This is a genomic window from Streptomyces sp. DSM 110735, from assembly GCF_016482685.1.
Classification (GTDB): domain Bacteria; phylum Actinomycetota; class Actinomycetes; order Streptomycetales; family Streptomycetaceae; genus Streptomyces.
Genome location: NZ_JACYHF010000008.1, coordinates 69,804 through 85,408, shown reverse-complemented (window position 1 = coordinate 85,408; position 15,605 = coordinate 69,804). Strand labels below are relative to the sequence as shown.

The 15,605-nt window shown below is 68.0% G+C and carries 14 protein-coding genes and 1 pseudogene; 13 read left to right on the top strand and 2 right to left on the bottom strand.

What is annotated here, in order from left to right; all coding sequences use genetic code 11:
* Nucleotides 1–22: 22 nt before the first annotated feature.
* From IF655_RS15215 to IF655_RS15190, 6 genes are all read left to right on the top strand, one after another.
* Entirely contained in the window at nucleotides 23–331 is a 309-nt protein-coding gene (locus IF655_RS15215; RefSeq protein ID WP_018544766.1) for a DUF2469 domain-containing protein, read from the top strand.
* A gap of 148 nt (nucleotides 332–479) precedes the next feature.
* Complete coding sequence (locus IF655_RS15210; RefSeq protein ID WP_199585284.1) at nucleotides 480–845, top strand: YraN family protein; 366 nt, start codon at nucleotides 480–482, stop codon at nucleotides 843–845.
* Between the two features lies 1 nt (nucleotide 846).
* Complete coding sequence (locus tag IF655_RS15205; protein WP_199585283.1) at nucleotides 847–2,472, top strand: YifB family Mg chelatase-like AAA ATPase; 1,626 nt, start codon at nucleotides 847–849, stop codon at nucleotides 2,470–2,472.
* Nucleotides 2,473–2,573: 101 nt separating this feature from the next.
* Nucleotides 2,574–3,701 carry a DNA-processing protein DprA gene (gene dprA, locus IF655_RS15200; RefSeq protein ID WP_199585475.1) on the top strand — a complete coding sequence of 376 codons (1,128 nt, stop codon included), beginning with the start codon at nucleotides 2,574–2,576 and terminating at the stop codon, nucleotides 3,699–3,701.
* Nucleotides 3,702–4,055: 354 nt separating this feature from the next.
* Nucleotides 4,056–4,898 carry an RNA polymerase sigma factor WhiG gene (gene whiG / locus IF655_RS15195; protein ID WP_018544770.1) on the top strand — a complete coding sequence of 281 codons (843 nt, stop codon included), beginning with the start codon at nucleotides 4,056–4,058 and terminating at the stop codon, nucleotides 4,896–4,898.
* A gap of 64 nt (nucleotides 4,899–4,962) precedes the next feature.
* Nucleotides 4,963–5,520 carry a TetR/AcrR family transcriptional regulator gene (locus tag IF655_RS15190; protein WP_199585474.1) on the top strand — a complete coding sequence of 186 codons (558 nt, stop codon included), beginning with the start codon at nucleotides 4,963–4,965 and terminating at the stop codon, nucleotides 5,518–5,520.
* Nucleotides 5,521–5,526: 6 nt separating this feature from the next.
* Here the strand turns inward: IF655_RS15190 and IF655_RS15185 are convergent, their stop codons facing one another.
* Nucleotides 5,527–6,120, bottom strand: a complete 594-nt coding sequence (locus IF655_RS15185; RefSeq protein ID WP_199585282.1) for a murein hydrolase activator EnvC — start codon at nucleotides 6,118–6,120, stop codon at nucleotides 5,527–5,529.
* Between the two features lie 270 nt (nucleotides 6,121–6,390).
* On the opposite strand from IF655_RS15185, the gene rpsB reads away from it, so the two are divergent.
* The 7 genes and pseudogenes from rpsB (at nucleotide 6,391) to IF655_RS15150 (ending at nucleotide 12,243) form a co-directional block, all read left to right on the top strand.
* Nucleotides 6,391–7,272: a 30S ribosomal protein S2 gene (rpsB, locus tag IF655_RS15180; protein ID WP_199585281.1), complete on the top strand. Its 882-nt coding sequence runs from the start codon at nucleotides 6,391–6,393 to the stop codon at nucleotides 7,270–7,272.
* A gap of 147 nt (nucleotides 7,273–7,419) precedes the next feature.
* On the top strand, nucleotides 7,420–8,256 hold the full coding sequence (gene tsf, locus IF655_RS15175) for a translation elongation factor Ts (RefSeq protein WP_199585280.1): 837 nt from the start codon (nucleotides 7,420–7,422) through the stop codon (nucleotides 8,254–8,256).
* 188 nt (nucleotides 8,257–8,444) lie between these two features.
* The gene (pyrH, locus tag IF655_RS15170) at nucleotides 8,445–9,203 is read left to right on the top strand and encodes a UMP kinase (protein ID WP_199585279.1); all 759 of its coding nucleotides are present in this window, start codon (nucleotides 8,445–8,447) and stop codon (nucleotides 9,201–9,203) included.
* A gap of 179 nt (nucleotides 9,204–9,382) precedes the next feature.
* Nucleotides 9,383–9,940 carry a ribosome recycling factor gene (gene frr, locus IF655_RS15165; protein ID WP_026248385.1) on the top strand — a complete coding sequence of 186 codons (558 nt, stop codon included), beginning with the start codon at nucleotides 9,383–9,385 and terminating at the stop codon, nucleotides 9,938–9,940.
* On the top strand, nucleotides 9,940–10,962 hold the full coding sequence (locus IF655_RS15160) for a phosphatidate cytidylyltransferase (protein WP_199585278.1): 1,023 nt from the start codon (nucleotides 9,940–9,942) through the stop codon (nucleotides 10,960–10,962). Before frr ends, IF655_RS15160 begins: the two co-directional genes overlap by 1 nt.
* Nucleotides 10,963–11,094: 132 nt before the next feature.
* Nucleotides 11,095–11,770 (top strand): annotated as a pseudogene (locus IF655_RS15155) (XRE family transcriptional regulator).
* A gap of 2 nt (nucleotides 11,771–11,772) precedes the next feature.
* The gene (locus tag IF655_RS15150) at nucleotides 11,773–12,243 is read left to right on the top strand and encodes an NUDIX domain-containing protein (RefSeq protein ID WP_199585277.1); all 471 of its coding nucleotides are present in this window, start codon (nucleotides 11,773–11,775) and stop codon (nucleotides 12,241–12,243) included.
* A 427-nt stretch (nucleotides 12,244–12,670) separates the two neighbouring features.
* Here IF655_RS15150 and IF655_RS15145 read toward each other — a convergent pair whose 3' ends face one another.
* Nucleotides 12,671–15,040 (bottom strand): tetratricopeptide repeat protein, encoded by a 2,370-nt coding sequence (locus IF655_RS15145; RefSeq protein ID WP_277952685.1) that lies wholly within the window; start codon nucleotides 15,038–15,040, stop codon nucleotides 12,671–12,673.
* Nucleotides 15,041–15,605: the final 565 nt, after the last annotated feature.

Sequence of the window (15,605 nt, the reverse complement as noted above, 5' to 3'; positions counted from 1 at the left end):
TCGCACGGCTGAAGGGGATGCCATGAGCGCCGAGGACCTCGAGAAGTACGAGACCGAGATGGAGCTGAAGCTCTACCGGGAGTACCGAGACGTCGTCGGTCTGTTCAAATACGTGATCGAGACGGAACGGCGCTTCTACCTCACCAACGACTACGAGATGCAGGTGCACTCGGTCCAGGGTGAGGTGTTCTTCGAGGTGACCATGGCGGACGCCTGGGTCTGGGACATGTACCGCCCGGCCCGGTTCGTCAAGCAGGTCCGCGTCCTCACCTTCAAGGACGTGAACATCGAGGAGCTGAACAAGAGCGATCTGGAGCTGCCGAGCGGCTGACGGGTGGGCGTTTGTCCCCCGGGCGGTGCTGTGGTCCGGCGATGTCCCCCACAGGGGTGGCGGAGTTTTCCACAGTCGCCGGAGAGTCCACCAAGATCCACTCCACTCCGGGACCCGCGTCACCGTGGGTCCCGGAGGTGGTGCCGACATGAGCAAGGCACGCAGTGGACTGGGCAGGTACGGCGAGGATCTGGCCGCGCGGCGGCTGACCGAGGCCGGGATGAGCGTCCTGGAGCGCAACTGGCGCTGCGGACGCTCCGGTGAGATCGACATCGTGGCCCGCGACGGGGACACGCTGGTCGTCTGCGAGGTGAAGACCCGCAGGGGCGGCGGCTTCGAGCATCCGATGGCCGCCGTCACCCCACGCAAGGCACGGCGGCTCCTCGGACTCGCCGAACGCTGGGTCCATTCGCACGGAGGCGCCCCGCCCGGCGGCGTCCGCGTCGATCTGGTCGGCGTCCTGCTGCCCCGCCGGGGCGCGGCCGCCGTGGAGCACGCGCGGGGGGTGGCCTGAGATGGGTTTCGCGCGTACGTGCTCGGTGGCCCTGGTCGGTGTCGAGGGCGTCGTCGTGGAGGTCCAGGCCGACCTGGAGCCCGGGGTCGCCGCCTTCGCCCTGGTCGGGCTGCCGGACAAGAGCCTCACGGAGAGCCGGGACCGGGTCCGCGCGGCGGTGGTGAACTCCGGCGGCGAGTGGCCCCAGAAGAAGCTCACCGTCGGACTCAGCCCCGCCTCGGTGCCCAAGGGCGGCTCCGGGTTCGACGTGGCCGTGGCCTGCGCGATCCTCGGCGCCGCCGAGCGGATCGATCCCCGGGTCCTGGCGGACGTCGTGATGATCGGCGAACTGGGTCTGGACGGCCGGGTCCGCCCGGTGCGGGGCATCCTGCCCGCCGTGCTGGCCGCCGCCGACGCCGGATACCAGCAGGTGGTGGTGCCCGAGTGCGCCGCCGCCGAGGCCGCGCTGGTCCCCGGGGTGTCCGTCCTCGGGGTGCGCACCCTGCGGCAACTGATCGCCGTCCTCGCCGACGAACCCGTGCCCGACGAGGAACCGGACACCGAGGGCCGCCCCGACCCGCTCCTGGCCGGGCTGCGGATGCCCGGCACGGGCGCCTCCGCCGCCATGCACAGCGCCGGAGCCGCCCAGCAGGACCAGGGGCACGACCTGGCCGACGTGGTGGGCCAGACCTCGGCCCGTACCGCCCTGGAGGTGGCCGCCGCCGGAGGACACCACCTCTTCCTCGAAGGTCCGCCGGGCGCGGGCAAGACCATGCTGGCCGAACGGCTGCCCGCCGTGCTGCCCCGGCTCAGCCGCGAGGAGTCCCTGGAGGTCACCGCCGTGCACTCGGTGGCCGGGCTGCTGCCCCCGGGCAAGCCGCTGGTCGACGTGGCGCCGTACTGCGCCCCGCACCACTCGGCGACCATGCAGTCCCTCGTCGGCGGCGGTCCCGGCGTCGCCCGCCCCGGCGCGGTGTCCCTGGCCCACCGGGGCGTGCTCTTCCTGGACGAGGCACCCGAGTTCCACAGCCAGACCCTGGACGCCCTGCGGCAGCCCCTGGAGTCCGGGCACGTGGTGATCGCGCGCAGTGCCGGGGTGGTGCGGTTCCCGGCCCGGTTCCTGATGGTCCTCGCGGCCAACCCCTGCCCCTGCGGACGCTTCTCCCAGCGCGACTCGCTGTGCGACTGCCCGCCGTCCGCGATCCGGCGCTACCAGTCCCGGCTGTCCGGTCCGCTCCTGGACCGCGTGGACCTGCGCGTCGAGGTCGACCCGGTCACCCGGGCCCAGCTCACCGGTCCCGGCGCCCGGGGCGAGTCCACCGCGAGCGTCGCCGAGCGGGTGGGCGCGGCCCGTGAGCGCGCGGTGGCCCGGCTGGCGGGCAGTCCCTGGCGCACCAACAGCGAGGTCCCCGGCCGTGAGCTGCGCACCCGCTTCCACGCGGAGCCCGGCGCGATGGACGAGGCCGAGCGCGGTCTGGAGCGCGGCGTCCTCACCGCGCGCGGCATCGACCGGGTGCTCCGGGTCGCCTGGACCATCGCCGACCTGGCCGGTCACGACCGCCCCACGGCGGACGACGTCCGCCTGGCCCTCCAACTGCGCACGGGCGTGCCCCGGGGCGTGCCGATGGCGATCGGGGCGTCGGCGTGAGCGGGGGAGGGGACGGGCTCTGGCAGCTACCGGAGGGCGATCCCGACGGCGGTCTCCCGGGCGCCCCCTCCGGGGAGCCAACCGGCGGCGACGACGACCGCATCGCGCGGGTCTTCCTCACCCGGGTCGTCGAGCCCGGTGACGAGACGGCCGGGCGCTGGCTGCGGCGGTTCGGGGCGCCGGAGGTGGTCCGGCGGCTCCGGCGCGGCGGGAGAGCGCTGCCCGGGGTCAGCCCGAAGCGCTGGCAGGGGCTGCTCGCACGCGTCGAGGGGATCGAGCCCGAGCGGGACCTCGCCGTCGCGGCGGAGGCAGGGGCGCGGTTCGTGTGTCCCGGCGACACCGAGTGGCCCGCCCAACTGGACGACCTCGGCGACGCGCGGCCCGTGGGGCTGTGGGTGCGCGGGCGCCCGGGGCTCAGGATGTGGGCGCTGCGATCCGTCGCGGTCGTGGGGGCGCGTGCCTGCACCGAGTACGGCGCCCACGCGGCCGCCGCCCTCGCCGCCGGGCTCGCCGAGCGCGGCTGGGTGGTGGTCTCCGGCGGCGCCTACGGCATCGACGGCGCCGCCCACCGGGGCGCCCTCGCGGCCGACGGTGCCACCGTCGCCGTCCTGGCCTGCGGAGTGGACCGGCCCTATCCGCGCGGCCACACCGCGCTGCTCGACCGGATCGCGGAACAGGGGCTGCTGGTGGGGGAGTTGCCGCCGGGCGACCATCCGACGCCGAGCCGGTTCATCGTGCGCAACCGCGTGATCGCCGCGCTCACCAGGGGAACCGTCGTCGTGGAGGCGGCGTGCCGCAGCGGTTCGCTGGTCACCGCTCGGGCCGCTCAGCGGTTGGGCAGATCGACGATGGGGGTGCCCGGTCCGGTCACGAGCGCGCTGTCGGCCGGGGTGCACGAGCTGCTGCGCGGCGAGGCGTTCCTGGTCACCGACGCGGCCGAGGTGACCGAGCTCGTCGGCGCCGTCGGCGAGCTGGCCCCGCCCCGGCGTGGCCCGGTGCTCCCGCGCGACCTGCTGGAGCCGGCCGCCCGCGAGGTGCTCGCCGCGCTGCCCGGCGACCGCGCGGCGGGCGCCGGGGAGATCGCGCGCGGCGCGCGGACCACACAGGAGGAGGCGGTCGCGAGACTGTACGAGCTTCGAGCGCTTGGCTACGTCGAACGACACGACGACGGCTGGAAGTTGACACGCCAGGCGGTGATCGCGGTCCGGGCCGGGCCCGCCCCGGGCTGACCGGCGGGTTCGGCCGTCCGGGGGAATGCCCCTACACCCTTGGGTTTTCCCGGAGTTGACGCCCCGGACGGCTCACGGCGACCCGCTCCCGGGGCGCGGGGAGGCGGTCGGCGGAGGGGGTTCGCGCACGGGTGGTGCCTCGCTGTTCGCACACCGCGACAGCTCAGTCACGCTACGCTCACGAGGTCTCGGGTGAGGATCGCGCGACCCGGCACCGCTCCGGCATCCCACCCGGGTGGCCCACCCCACCCCTCTCGTACGACCCGCACCCCACCCGTCCCCGCACACCCCGCACCTCCTTCGTACCGCACGGCACTTCACAGCACTTCACGGCAGAACGGCACTAGGCGACGAATGCCCCAGCACACCTCCGGGTCCGACCGGGCGGCGATCCCCCCAGCCGCCCGCGACGGTGGCAGCGCGCGGCCGCCCGCTCCCTCGACACTCGACGAGCTGTGGCGGTCGTACAAGGCGACGGGGGACGACCGGCTGCGGGAGCAGTTGATCCTGCACTACTCGCCGCTGGTCAAGTACGTGGCGGGCCGGGTGAGCGTCGGTCTGCCGCCCAACGTCGAGCAGGCGGACTTCGTCTCCTCCGGGGTGTTCGGACTCATCGACGCGATCGAGAAGTTCGACATCGACCGCGAGATCAAGTTCGAGACCTACGCGATCACCCGCATCCGGGGCGCGATGATCGACGAACTGCGGGCGCTCGACTGGATCCCCCGCTCGGTGCGGCAGAAGGCGCGCAACGTCGAACGCGCCTACGCCACCCTGGAGGCACGGCTGCGGCGCACGCCGAGCGAGGGCGAGGTCGCCGCCGAACTGGGCGTCGAGGTCGAGGAGCTGCACGCCGTCTTCAGCCAGCTCTCCCTGGCCAACGTGGTCGCCCTGGAGGAGCTGCTGCACGTCGGCGGCGAGGGCGGCGACCGGCTCAGCCTCATGGACACCCTGGAGGACACCGCCGCCGACAACCCGGTGGAGGTGGCCGAGGACCGCGAGCTGCGCCGGTTCCTGGCGCGGGCGATCAACACGTTGCCCGACCGGGAGAAGACCGTGGTCACGCTGTACTACTACGAGGGGCTCACCCTCGCCGAGATCGGCAACGTCCTCGGCGTCACCGAGAGCCGCGTCAGCCAGATCCACACCAAGTCCGTCCTCCAGCTCAGAGCCAAGCTCGCGAGCTTCGGACGGTGACGATCTCCCCTTGGGGGCGGCGGGTCCGTAAAGTGGTGGGGTGCCAAGGATTCGAGCGGCCTCCGTGGCCGAGCACCGGTCGATGCAGCGAGCCGCCCTGCTGGACGCGGCTCGGACCCTGCTGTCCGAGGGCGGCACGGAGGCGCTGACCTTCCCCGCCCTGGCCGAGCGCACGGGACTCGCGCGCTCGTCGGTGTACGAGTACTTCCGGTCACGGGCCTCCGTGGTCGAGGAGCTGTGCGAGGTCGACTTCCCCGTCTGGGCCGCCGAGGTCGAGGCGGCGATGGCCGGGGAGCCGTCCGCCGAGGGCAAGGTCGAGGCGTATGTCCGCAGCCAGCTCGCGCTGGTCGGGGACCGGCGGCACAGAGCCGTGGTGGCGATCTCCGCGAGCGAACTGGACGCCGGGGCACGGGAGAAGATCCGCGCCGCGCACGGCGGGCTCGTCGCGATGATCGTCGAAGCGCTCGGGGACCTGGGCCACGCCCAGCCCCGCCTCGCCGCGATGCTGCTCCAGGGCGTCGTGGACGCGGCCGTGCGCCGTATCGAACTGGGCGCCGCGGAGGAGCCGGAGGCGATCACGGACGCCGCGGTGACGATGGCGCTGCGCGGCGTACGGGGCTGAGGTCGCTCAGCCGGGCGGCACCGGCACCCCCAGCACCGGCAGCAGTCTCGACGGACCCCGCTCCAGCAGCCACGGCGGCAGCAGGTCCAGCGGGTTCAGGTACGTCTTCCCGCGCAGCAGACCCCAGTGCACGCACGCCTGTGCGCAGTGCGGGCCCGCCGTTTGCGCCACCGTGCCCACCACGTCCCCCGCCTCCACCCGCGCGCCCTTCTCCACCGAGGGCGTGACCGGCTCGTACGTCGTCCGCAGGTCCGTGCCCGCCAGTTCCACCGCGACGACGCCCCTCCCCGCCACCGGGCCCGCGTACGACACCCGCCCTGGCGCCACCGCCCGCACCGGTGCGCCCGGTGGTGCGCCCAGGTCGACACCCCGGTGCCCCGGACCGTAGACGGAGGCGGGCGGTTCCCAGCCGCGCAGCACGGCGGGACGGGTGCCGACCGGCCAGAGGCGGGCGGCCTTCGGGACCGGCGCACCCTCCTCCGACGGCGGCCGGGGAACCGGTTCCGGCACGTCCGCCCAGGCCGCCGGGGCGAGCGCGGCCAGGACCGTACCCAGGGTCAAAGTCACCCACAAGGTCACGTAACGCAGTACTCGTCGCATGGGAGAACCCTGCCGCTTTCCGGCCGATCCCGGCGCGGACTGTGGACGGCCGTCCGGTTGTGGACAGGGGCGTCACCCGGTGCCCTGCCCGTCCCGTACACTTCTTACGGCGATCCGGGTCACCGGGTCGACTTCGCACGCCCCGGTACGAGGCCGGTCACCCGACTCGTATCAGCGCCCCTCGGTCCTTCGCGGCTGGGCGCACGCGGGCGTCAGGCGCGACCGCCGTCCGGCGGACGCGGCACAACCGAGAATCTCAAGGAGATGGCCATGGCCGTCGTCACGATGCGGGAGCTGCTGGAGAGCGGCGTCCACTTCGGTCACCAGACCCGTCGCTGGAACCCGAAGATGAAGCGCTTCATCTTCACCGAGCGCAACGGCATCTACATCATCGACCTGCTCCAGTCGCTGTCGTACATCGACCGCGCCTACGAGTTCGTCAAGGAGACCGTCGCCCACGGCGGCACGGTCATGTTCGTCGGCACGAAGAAGCAGGCGCAGGAGGCCATCGCCGAGCAGGCCACCCGCGTCGGCATGCCCTACGTCAACCAGCGCTGGCTGGGCGGCATGCTCACCAACTTCTCGACCGTCTACAAGCGTCTGCAGCGCCTCAAGGAGCTTGAGCAGATCGACTTCGAGGACGTCGCCGCCTCCGGTCTGACCAAGAAGGAGCTGCTGGTCCTCTCCCGCGAGAAGGCCAAGCTCGAGAAGACCCTCGGTGGTATCCGCGAGATGCAGAAGGTGCCCAGCGCCGTCTGGATCGTGGACACCAAGAAGGAGCACATCGCGGTCGGCGAGGCCCGGAAGCTCAACATCCCGGTCGTCGCCATCCTCGACACCAACTGCGACCCCGACGAGGTCGACTACAAGATCCCGGGCAACGACGACGCCATCCGCTCCGTCACCCTGCTGACCCGTGTGATCGCCGACGCCGTCGCCGAGGGCCTCATCTCCCGCTCCGGTGTCGCCACCGGTGACAAGGGCGAGAAGGCTGCCGCCGAGCCGCTGGCCGAGTGGGAGCGCGACCTGCTCGAGGGCGAGAAGAAGGACGAGGCCGTCGAGGCCGCCGCCGAGACCCCCGCCCCCGACGCCAAGGTCTCCGAGGCCGTCGAGGAGGCCGCCGCCGAGGTGGCCGAGGGCGAGCAGGCCTGACCCACGGTGCTGACGGTGGGGGCGGCATGAACCCCGCCCCCGCCGGTCACCCGTAGGCCGACATGACGCCCGCGACCCGGCCGCACGCCGGTCGCGGGCCCGTGCGGATCTCCGATCTTTCAAGACTCCAGAAAGACTCACAGACTCATGGCGAACTACACCGCCGCCGACGTCAAGAAGCTCCGTGAGCTCACCGGCGCCGGCATGATGGACTGCAAGAAGGCTCTGGACGAGGCCGAGGGCAACGTCGAGAAGGCCGTCGAGGCGCTGCGCATCAAGGGCCAGAAGGGCGTCGCCAAGCGCGAGGGCCGCTCCGCCGAGAACGGCGCCGTGGTCTCCATCATCGCCGACGACAACTCCTCCGGCGTCATCGTCGAGCTGAAGTGCGAGACGGACTTCGTCGCCAAGGGCGACAAGTTCCAGGCCGTGGCCAACACCATCGCCGAGCACATCGCCAAGACGAACCCGGCCGACCTCGAGGCGCTCCTCGCCTCCGAGATCGAGCCCGGCAAGACCGTCCAGGCGTTCGTGGACGAGGCCAACGCCAACCTCGGCGAGAAGATCGTCCTGGACCGCTTCGCGCAGTTCTCCGACGGCTTCGTGACCGCGTACATGCACCGCACGATGCCCGACCTGCCCCCGCAGATCGGTGTCCTCGTCGAGCTGGACAAGCCGAACGCCGACGTCGCCAAGGGCATCGCCCAGCACATCGCCGCGTTCGCGCCGAAGTACCTCTCCAAGGACGACGTCCCGGCCGAGGTCGTCGAGACCGAGCGTCGCGTCGCCGAGGAGACCACCCGCGCCGAGGGCAAGCCCGAGGCCGCGATCTCCAAGATCGTCGAGGGTCGTCTGAACGGCTTCTTCAAGGACGCCACGCTGCTCGGTCAGCCGTACGCCCTGGACAACAAGAAGTCGGTCCAGAAGGTCCTGGACGAGGCCGGTGTCACCCTGAAGCGCTTCGCGCGCATCAAGGTCGGCATCTGAGTCCGTACCGCGCTCGACGCGAGACCCGGATAGGGTCGACAGCAGTCGTCCGCGTACACCGCCGGCCGGGCGTGTGACGGACGGCAGCAGATCTGACGAGGAGGCCATTGCCGCGCAAGGGAGCGAGAAGCGACCCCACCGGCAATGGCCTTCTTCGTATGTGCACCACGTGAAAGACGGGATTCCCCATGACCACCAAGGCCCAGAAGAGCGACGACGGCAAAGTAAGCGGCCGGTTTCTGCTGAAGCTGTCCGGAGAAGCCTTCTCCGGCGGTGGGGGCCTCGGCGTGGACCCGGACGTGGTGCACAAGATCGCCCGTGAGATCGCCGCCGTCGTGCGTGACGGCGCCGAGATCGCGGTCGTCATCGGCGGCGGCAACTTCTTCCGCGGCGCCGAGCTGCAGCAGCGCGGCATGGACCGCGCCCGCTCGGACTACATGGGCATGCTCGGCACCGTCATGAACTGCCTCGCCCTCCAGGACTTCCTGGAGAAGGAGGGCATCGACAGCCGCGTGCAGACCGCCATCACCATGGGCCAGGTCGCCGAGCCGTACATCCCGCTGCGCGCCGTGCGCCACCTGGAGAAGGGCCGCGTGGTCATCTTCGGCGCCGGCATGGGGATGCCGTACTTCTCCACCGACACCACCGCCGCCCAGCGCGCCCTGGAGATCGACGCCGAGGCGCTCCTCATGGGCAAGAACGGCGTGGACGGGGTCTACGACTCCGACCCCAAGACCAACCCGGACGCCGTCAAGTTCGACGCGCTCGGCTACGGCGAGGTCATCACCCGCGACCTCAAGGTCGCCGACGCCACCGCCATCACCCTGTGCCGCGACAACCGCCTTCCGATCCTCGTGTTCGAGCTGCTCGCCGAGGGCAATATCGCGCGGGCCGTCAAGGGTGAGAAGATCGGCACGCTCGTGGGTGACCAGGGCAGCCGGGACTGACCGGCACTCCCCGCCCAGGGGCGCGACTTGTCCGGGTGCCGGACCGGACGCACCCTGGCCGGGGGATGGACAATGTCCTGCCGGTGGGGAACCGTGCAGGATGCAGACGCGACGCAGCCGGCCGCCGCCCGATCGGGGAACCGCAGCCGGGCCTTACTCAAGACACGCAGGAGCAAGTGGTGATCGAAGAGACCCTCCTCGAAGCCGAGGAGAAGATGGAGAAGGCCGTCGTGGTCGCCAAGGAGGACTTCGCCGCGATCCGCACCGGGCGTGCGCACCCGGCGATGTTCAACAAGATCGTGGCGGACTACTACGGTGCCCCGACGCCGATCAACCAGCTCGCCTCGTTCTCCGTGCCGGAGCCGCGCATGGCCGTGGTGACCCCGTTCGACAAGAGCGCGCTGCGCAACATCGAGCAGGCCATCCGTGACTCGGACCTGGGCGTCAACCCCAGCAACGACGGCAACATCATCCGTGTGGTGTTCCCCGAGCTGACCGAGGAGCGCCGCCGCGACTACATCAAGGTCGCCAAGCACAAGGCCGAGGACGCCAAGGTCTCGATCCGCTCCGTGCGCCGCAAGGCCAAGGACGCCATCGACAAGCTGATCAAGGACGGCGAGGTCGGCGAGGACGAGGGCCGCCGCGCGGAGAAGGAACTCGACGACCTGACCGCGAAGTACGTCGCGCAGGTGGACGAGCTTCTCAAGCACAAGGAAGCGGAGCTGCTCGAAGTCTGATGAGCGACTCTTCCTGGGGGGCGCCGCCGCAGGCGGGGCAGGCCGGCTACTGGGGGCCCACCGACGGTGGGCCCGTCCAGGGGGCTGCCCCGGCGGGTCCGGCGTACGACGGGGCATTCGCCCCGCAGCACGGCAGCCCGTATCCGAGCCTTTCGCAGAATCCGGAGCCCATGCCCGACTCCCCGCAGCCGGCGCCCGCGCCGCAGAAGAAGAGCGCGGGCCGCGACCTGAGCGCGGCCATAGGGGTCGGCGTCGGACTCGGCGCGGTGATCATCGCGTCCCTGTTCGTCGTCAAGGCCGTGTTCGTCGGCGTCATCGCGGTCGCGGTGGTCGTCGGGCTCTGGGAGCTGACCAGCAGGCTGCGCGAGCGCAAGGAGATCAACGCGCCGCTCGTGCCGCTCGCGGTCGGCGGCGCGGCCATGGTGATCGCCGGGTACGCGCGCGGTGCCGAGGGCGCCTGGATCGCCATGGCGCTCACCGCGCTCGCGGTCCTGGTCTGGCGCATGACGCAGCCGCCGGAGAACTACCTCAAGGACGTCACGGCCGGTGTCTTCGCCGCGTTCTACGTGCCGTTCCTCGCCACGTTCGTCGCGCTGCTGCTCACCGCGCACGACGGTGCCTGGCGGGTGCTGACCTTCCTGATCCTCACGGTGGTCAGCGACACCGGCGCCTACGCGGTCGGCTGGCGCTTCGGCAAGAAGAAGCTCGCCCCGCGCATCAGCCCCGGCAAGACCCGCGAGGGCCTGGTCGGCGCGGTGCTCTTCGCCATGGTCGCGGGCGCGCTGTGCATGCGGTTCCTGATCGACGACGGCGCCTGGTGGCAGGGCCTGGTCCTCGGCCTCGCCGTCGCCGTGAGCGCCACGCTGGGCGACCTCGGCGAGTCCATGATCAAGCGAGACCTCGGCATCAAGGACATGGGCACCCTGCTCCCCGGCCACGGGGGCATCATGGACCGCCTGGACTCCCTGCTGCCTACGGCTCCGGTGGTGTGGATGCTGATGGTGGCGTTCGTGGGGTCGTGAACCCTGACTTACGGCTCTCGGGCCCCGTTCTGCTTCGGCGGGGCGGGGTCCGAGGCGTTTGTGGGGCTGGAGTTCTGTTCGGATCACCGGAGACGGGCAATCCATGGTCGCGGTGCCGATCCGGTCAGGTGCTTGGCGCTTGGCTCAGCTCAGGGCCTTACCGCCTTCGTAGATCGTCGGCCTGTCTTCGGCGGCTGGACGTGTACTGCCCTTGCGGACCGGGTCGAAGCCGATTCCAAGTCCGTCGAACGATGGGTCAACCTGGGGCGTACGTCGCGCCTTCAGTCCCGAACTTGTGGCGCTCTACGACCAGCGGGCGGACGTCCCCGTGTCCACCTTGATGGACGTGCTCACCCAGGCCCGCGAGCACATCGACGTGTTGGTGTACGCGGCAGTTTTCCTGCACGAGGGGTTACCCGCAGCTCAACGGCCTGTTGCGACAGCGAGCTGTCGATGGGTGCGCTGTCCGTATCGCGATCGGCGACCCGGACAGCACGAACGTCCAACAGCGCGGCAGCGAAGAGAAGTTCGGCCATGGGGTCGAGTCCCGTTGCCGACTCGCCCCCACGCACTATCGCCCCCTTGCTGCGGTACCTGGCATCGAGGTGCGGACCCACGCCACCACGCTCTACAACTCGATCTACCGTGCGGACGACCAGGCGATGGTCAATGCCCATGTCTGGGTGTGAACGCCTACGGTGCTCCCGTGTGGCATCTTCTGCGCAGCGGCAAGGGCGGCCTGTTCGACACCTACGCCGACAGCTTCGAGGCGGTGTGGGAGACCGCGACGCCGGTACGAGAAGGGTGACCATGGCACGGACCGAGTACTACGACGACCCAGCGGCGCCGGAGCCGAACAGCTTGGTGGTCGCCGCGTCCGTTGTGGTCACCGATGGCGAAGGGCGCATACTCCTTCAGCGCCGCCGGGATAACGATCTCTGGGCGCTGCCTGGCGGCGGCATGGAGATGACCGACTCACTCCCGGGAACGGCCGTCCGGGAGGTGAAGGAGGAAACGGGCCTGGACGTAGAGATCACCGGGCTCGTGGGCACCTACACCGACCCTCGCCATGTCATCGCCTACTCGGACGGTGAGGTGCGCAGACAGTTCAACGTCTGCTTCACCGCCCGCGTGACCGGGGGCCGACTCGCCATCTCGGACGAGTCCACGGAGCTGCGGTTCGTTCCTCCGGAGGAGATCGATCAACTGCCGATGCACCATACGCAGCGGCTCCGGATCCGCCACTTCCTGGAACACCGCGAGCGGCCCTACCTCGGCTGATCGGGACCTGCGCGACAAACGCAGGATGGCCGCACACTCTCCTACCAGGAGCGGAACGAGTCCGATCAGGCCGACCAGAGCGCGGTAAGACTTTCCCTACTTCATCAAGGCCCGCGCACGGCGCGGGCGCGCGCCGCCTCTGCGGCGCGGCCTGCCTCCTGTCTGCGCCCCGGCTGGCCACGCCCGGCGGCGCGCTACGTGCAGCGGGCAGAACAGAGAGAACTTTCTGTGGCTGAGGCCGGTCGACTTTGGGCAGCCAATTTGGCGCGAGCCTCGAAGATCATGGCCCAAAATCGGCCACTAACAGGCAGGCTCACAAACCTGCCCGATCCGCGAGCTAGTGTAATGGCCCATGATCACTCGTGTCAAATCGGCTACCCAAAGCCGTTCCGTCGATCTAATCTCTCATCCCGTCCATTTCGACGCACTAACTATCGTCGTCAACAATCAATAGGACTGAAACAAGCTGCTGAGCCATAAGGAGATCACTCCTGGCGTTATATTTTGCGAATATGGCAGCCGCTTCCTTGAGACAGTTTATTGCTTCCTCTATTTGCCCTGATATCCCGTAAGCCCTACCTAGATTGGCGAGCGCACGCCCAACGTCGGCCAAGCCATTAAAATTTGCGAGAAGATCAAGCGACTCCTCAAAGTGAGAAATGGCCTGATCCACTTCTCCCAGATCCGTACAGATGAGGCCAAGTTGATTGCATGCCCGCGCCCGCCCGACACTGTCATCAGTGGCGGCATGTAGCTCCAAAGCCTCGTTGCATGAAGCCAAAGCGCCGTCTAGATCACCATTTTCCCTCAAAGTGTGTGATAGATTAATCAGGGCGTAACCTGCCACATTGAGGAGGTGGTTATCTTTCAGTAGCTCGCTCGCCTGTCGATGTGCCGCTATGGCTTCGTCGAGACGACCAAGCTCCTGCAACGTACAGCCCATATGTGTGAGAGTTCGGGCCTCGCTCTCGGTAGCACCACCCTCTCGGAACTTTTCGATTGCCGCTTCGTGTAGGACGATGGCGTCCTCCGGCCTACCCAATTCACGCAAGGCGCTAGCTGCATTATCTGTCGATCGAGCGAACCCAAGGTTGTCGGCGTGGTCAAGGAACAGGCCCGCCGCTTCGGAATGCGCCCCCAGTGCCGCATCGAATTCACTTACTGCGTAGAGGGCATTTCCCAAATTGTTGAGAAACGGGGCCAACATATCGGTCCTGTCCGTGCTCCTCGCGAGCTCTCTCGCTTCCCGATGAAAAGCGAGAGAAGCATCCCACTGATAGAGTTCCCTACATGCCATGCCCAGGCTGTCGAGGGTCCTCGCGCGCAGCTCCGTGAATTCCGCAGACGTAAGTGACGTAAGGAAGACTTCCATCACCTCCTTCCAGTCATTGAAGAAGCGTCGTGCATCGAAATAAGGTGCAAGCCTGTGCGACATCTCAGCCGCATATCCGACGAGGCCGTCTTGCTTCGCTCCAATATGCACACTTGCCACAAGGTTATGTCGCTCAGAGTCGAACCATTCAAGTGCGGACTCACGGTTTAAGTACAGGTCTCCAGAAATGTTGCCGAGGAGGACTGCAGATGCTTCCCTAGCGTGATCAATGTAATATTCCAGAAGGCGCACCAACGCTTCTTCCTGCCCGGGGAATTCTTCAACTGCCTCCAAGGCGTACAGTCGCACCAAGTCATGAAGCCGCCAGCGCCCCCACACCGTCCCCTGCTCAACTAGGTGCGCACGGCTGAGACTGATTAGCAGTTCCTCCGTAGCGTCTTCTGGGCTATCGATCAGGCGAGCGGCAGCAGTCGTAGACACGTCGGTCCCTGGACTGAAGGAAATGAAACCCAGAAGTTTCTTTTCCTCCCCGGATAGACGTGCATACGATAGGTCGAAGACTGGGCGAACCGCGTCTCCCTCTCGGTGGAGACGGTCTATGCGGCTCTGGGCCGCCTTCAGAGATGCAGCCAATGAAGAGATCGGCCTTCTCGGTGTGTCGATCAAAACTGCCGCGCATATCTGCAGTGCGAGCGGCAAGTACCCACAGAGCCGCGCCAACTCATGCCCGCCTCCAATCTCGGCGTCAATTCGGTGGTCATCCTCGCCTAGCCCGATCAATAGAACTCTTCGCAGCAGTTCGATAGCAGAGTCGGAGTCGAGCACCTCAACCTGATGAACACGTGCGCCTATGCTCAACAAGTGTCGTGAGGTGACAAGCGCTGCATTGACCCCATCTGAAGGCAGTAGAGGTTTCACCTGGTCGGCGGATGCGGCGTTGTCGACCACTACCAGAATCCGTGCGCCGTCTCTGGCGTAAGTCGCTAGAATCGACCGATACAGTCGGCTCCTGTCTTGCAAATGGACCGGGATTTGTTCTTCTGGTACACCTAGCGCGTGAAGCAGGCTTGTCAAAGCCCTGTCTGGGGCTATATAGCGCTGATCATCGTAGCCGAAGAGATCAATGAATAGGACGCCCCCGGGGAACCACCCAGATTTCGCACGCACGGAATGCGCGACCTGGATAGCAAGCTCCGTTTTACCAATCCCGCCCATCCCTGAAATCAGATGGACAACGGTGCCCGAAACTACTTCCCGATCTGGTCTAAGTTCATTTACAAGAGTCTGGAGTTGAGAGTCCCTTCCTGTGAATGAAGGGGATTTTGTGGGCGTGCCCGTGAGTGCGGGTTGGATTTCCTTAGGTAGCTGTAGAGTGATATCTCTGCCTTGGATAACCGCATGGAAGAAGAGGCCGTCGTGAACCTGGTTACTGACGCTGCTTCTGTCGGAATCCCCTACGTGCATCGCTTACTATTTCTCGCTCAATCTCAGTTCTGGCTGGGGTCGTTGAAATTGATCCCTGAAAAGTCGCGCCCTTGAAGTACAGGGCCATTCTGTGTGCCACCGCTGATGGTATTGCTGGTCTTACCGTCACCGGTCCGTAGGGTCTGTGCTTGTTGATGCCACTGGGACAGGGCTGTACGAAATTCAGGATCTTGTGTTGCCCGACTATGAATGACTTCGCTGAGGGCTTGCGCTCGTTCTGGATCATGCGGGTTATCGCTCAGGGAAGCGAGTTCCAGCTCTCCACTGACCGTTGATCCTTCGGGCTTCCGCCTTACTAGGCCAGTCAGCCTGGTCCAGAGATGCTTCCCGGCCTCACCGCCGGCTCCAGTCGCTATTGCCCCCAGGAGCGCTGCTGAGATTGGGTCCACGCCTATTCCTCGTCCATGAAGGGATCGAAGCACCATGTTCCCAGGGAAGCCGTCAGCGGGAGGGGCAAACGCCTGAAGTCTGTTGCCGGGCGTCAACGCCTGAGAGAAGGGCTGGCCCCCCCATCCCTCACCGCGCAGGGAGTGCGCCGGTCGAC

Excerpts from the sequence above, each read along its gene's own strand:
- IF655_RS15215 (WP_018544766.1), top strand. The coding sequence starts at position 23 with ATGAGCGCCGAGGACCTCGAGAAGTACGAGACCGAGATGGAGCTGAAG.
- IF655_RS15210 (WP_199585284.1), top strand. The coding sequence starts at position 480 with ATGAGCAAGGCACGCAGTGGACTGGGCAGGTACGGCGAGGATCTGGCC.
- IF655_RS15205 (WP_199585283.1), top strand. The coding sequence starts at position 847 with ATGGGTTTCGCGCGTACGTGCTCGGTGGCCCTGGTCGGTGTCGAGGGC.
- whiG (WP_018544770.1), top strand. The coding sequence starts at position 4,056 with ATGCCCCAGCACACCTCCGGGTCCGACCGGGCGGCGATCCCCCCAGCC.
- IF655_RS15185 (WP_199585282.1), bottom strand. The coding sequence starts at position 6,120 with ATGCGACGAGTACTGCGTTACGTGACCTTGTGGGTGACTTTGACCCTG.
- rpsB (WP_199585281.1), top strand. The coding sequence starts at position 6,391 with ATGGCCGTCGTCACGATGCGGGAGCTGCTGGAGAGCGGCGTCCACTTC.
- tsf (WP_199585280.1), top strand. The coding sequence starts at position 7,420 with ATGGCGAACTACACCGCCGCCGACGTCAAGAAGCTCCGTGAGCTCACC.
- pyrH (WP_199585279.1), top strand. The coding sequence starts at position 8,445 with ATGACCACCAAGGCCCAGAAGAGCGACGACGGCAAAGTAAGCGGCCGG.
- IF655_RS15160 (WP_199585278.1), top strand. The coding sequence starts at position 9,940 with ATGAGCGACTCTTCCTGGGGGGCGCCGCCGCAGGCGGGGCAGGCCGGC.
- IF655_RS15150 (WP_199585277.1), top strand. The coding sequence starts at position 11,773 with ATGGCACGGACCGAGTACTACGACGACCCAGCGGCGCCGGAGCCGAAC.
- IF655_RS15145 (WP_277952685.1), bottom strand. The coding sequence starts at position 15,040 with ATGCACGTAGGGGATTCCGACAGAAGCAGCGTCAGTAACCAGGTTCAC.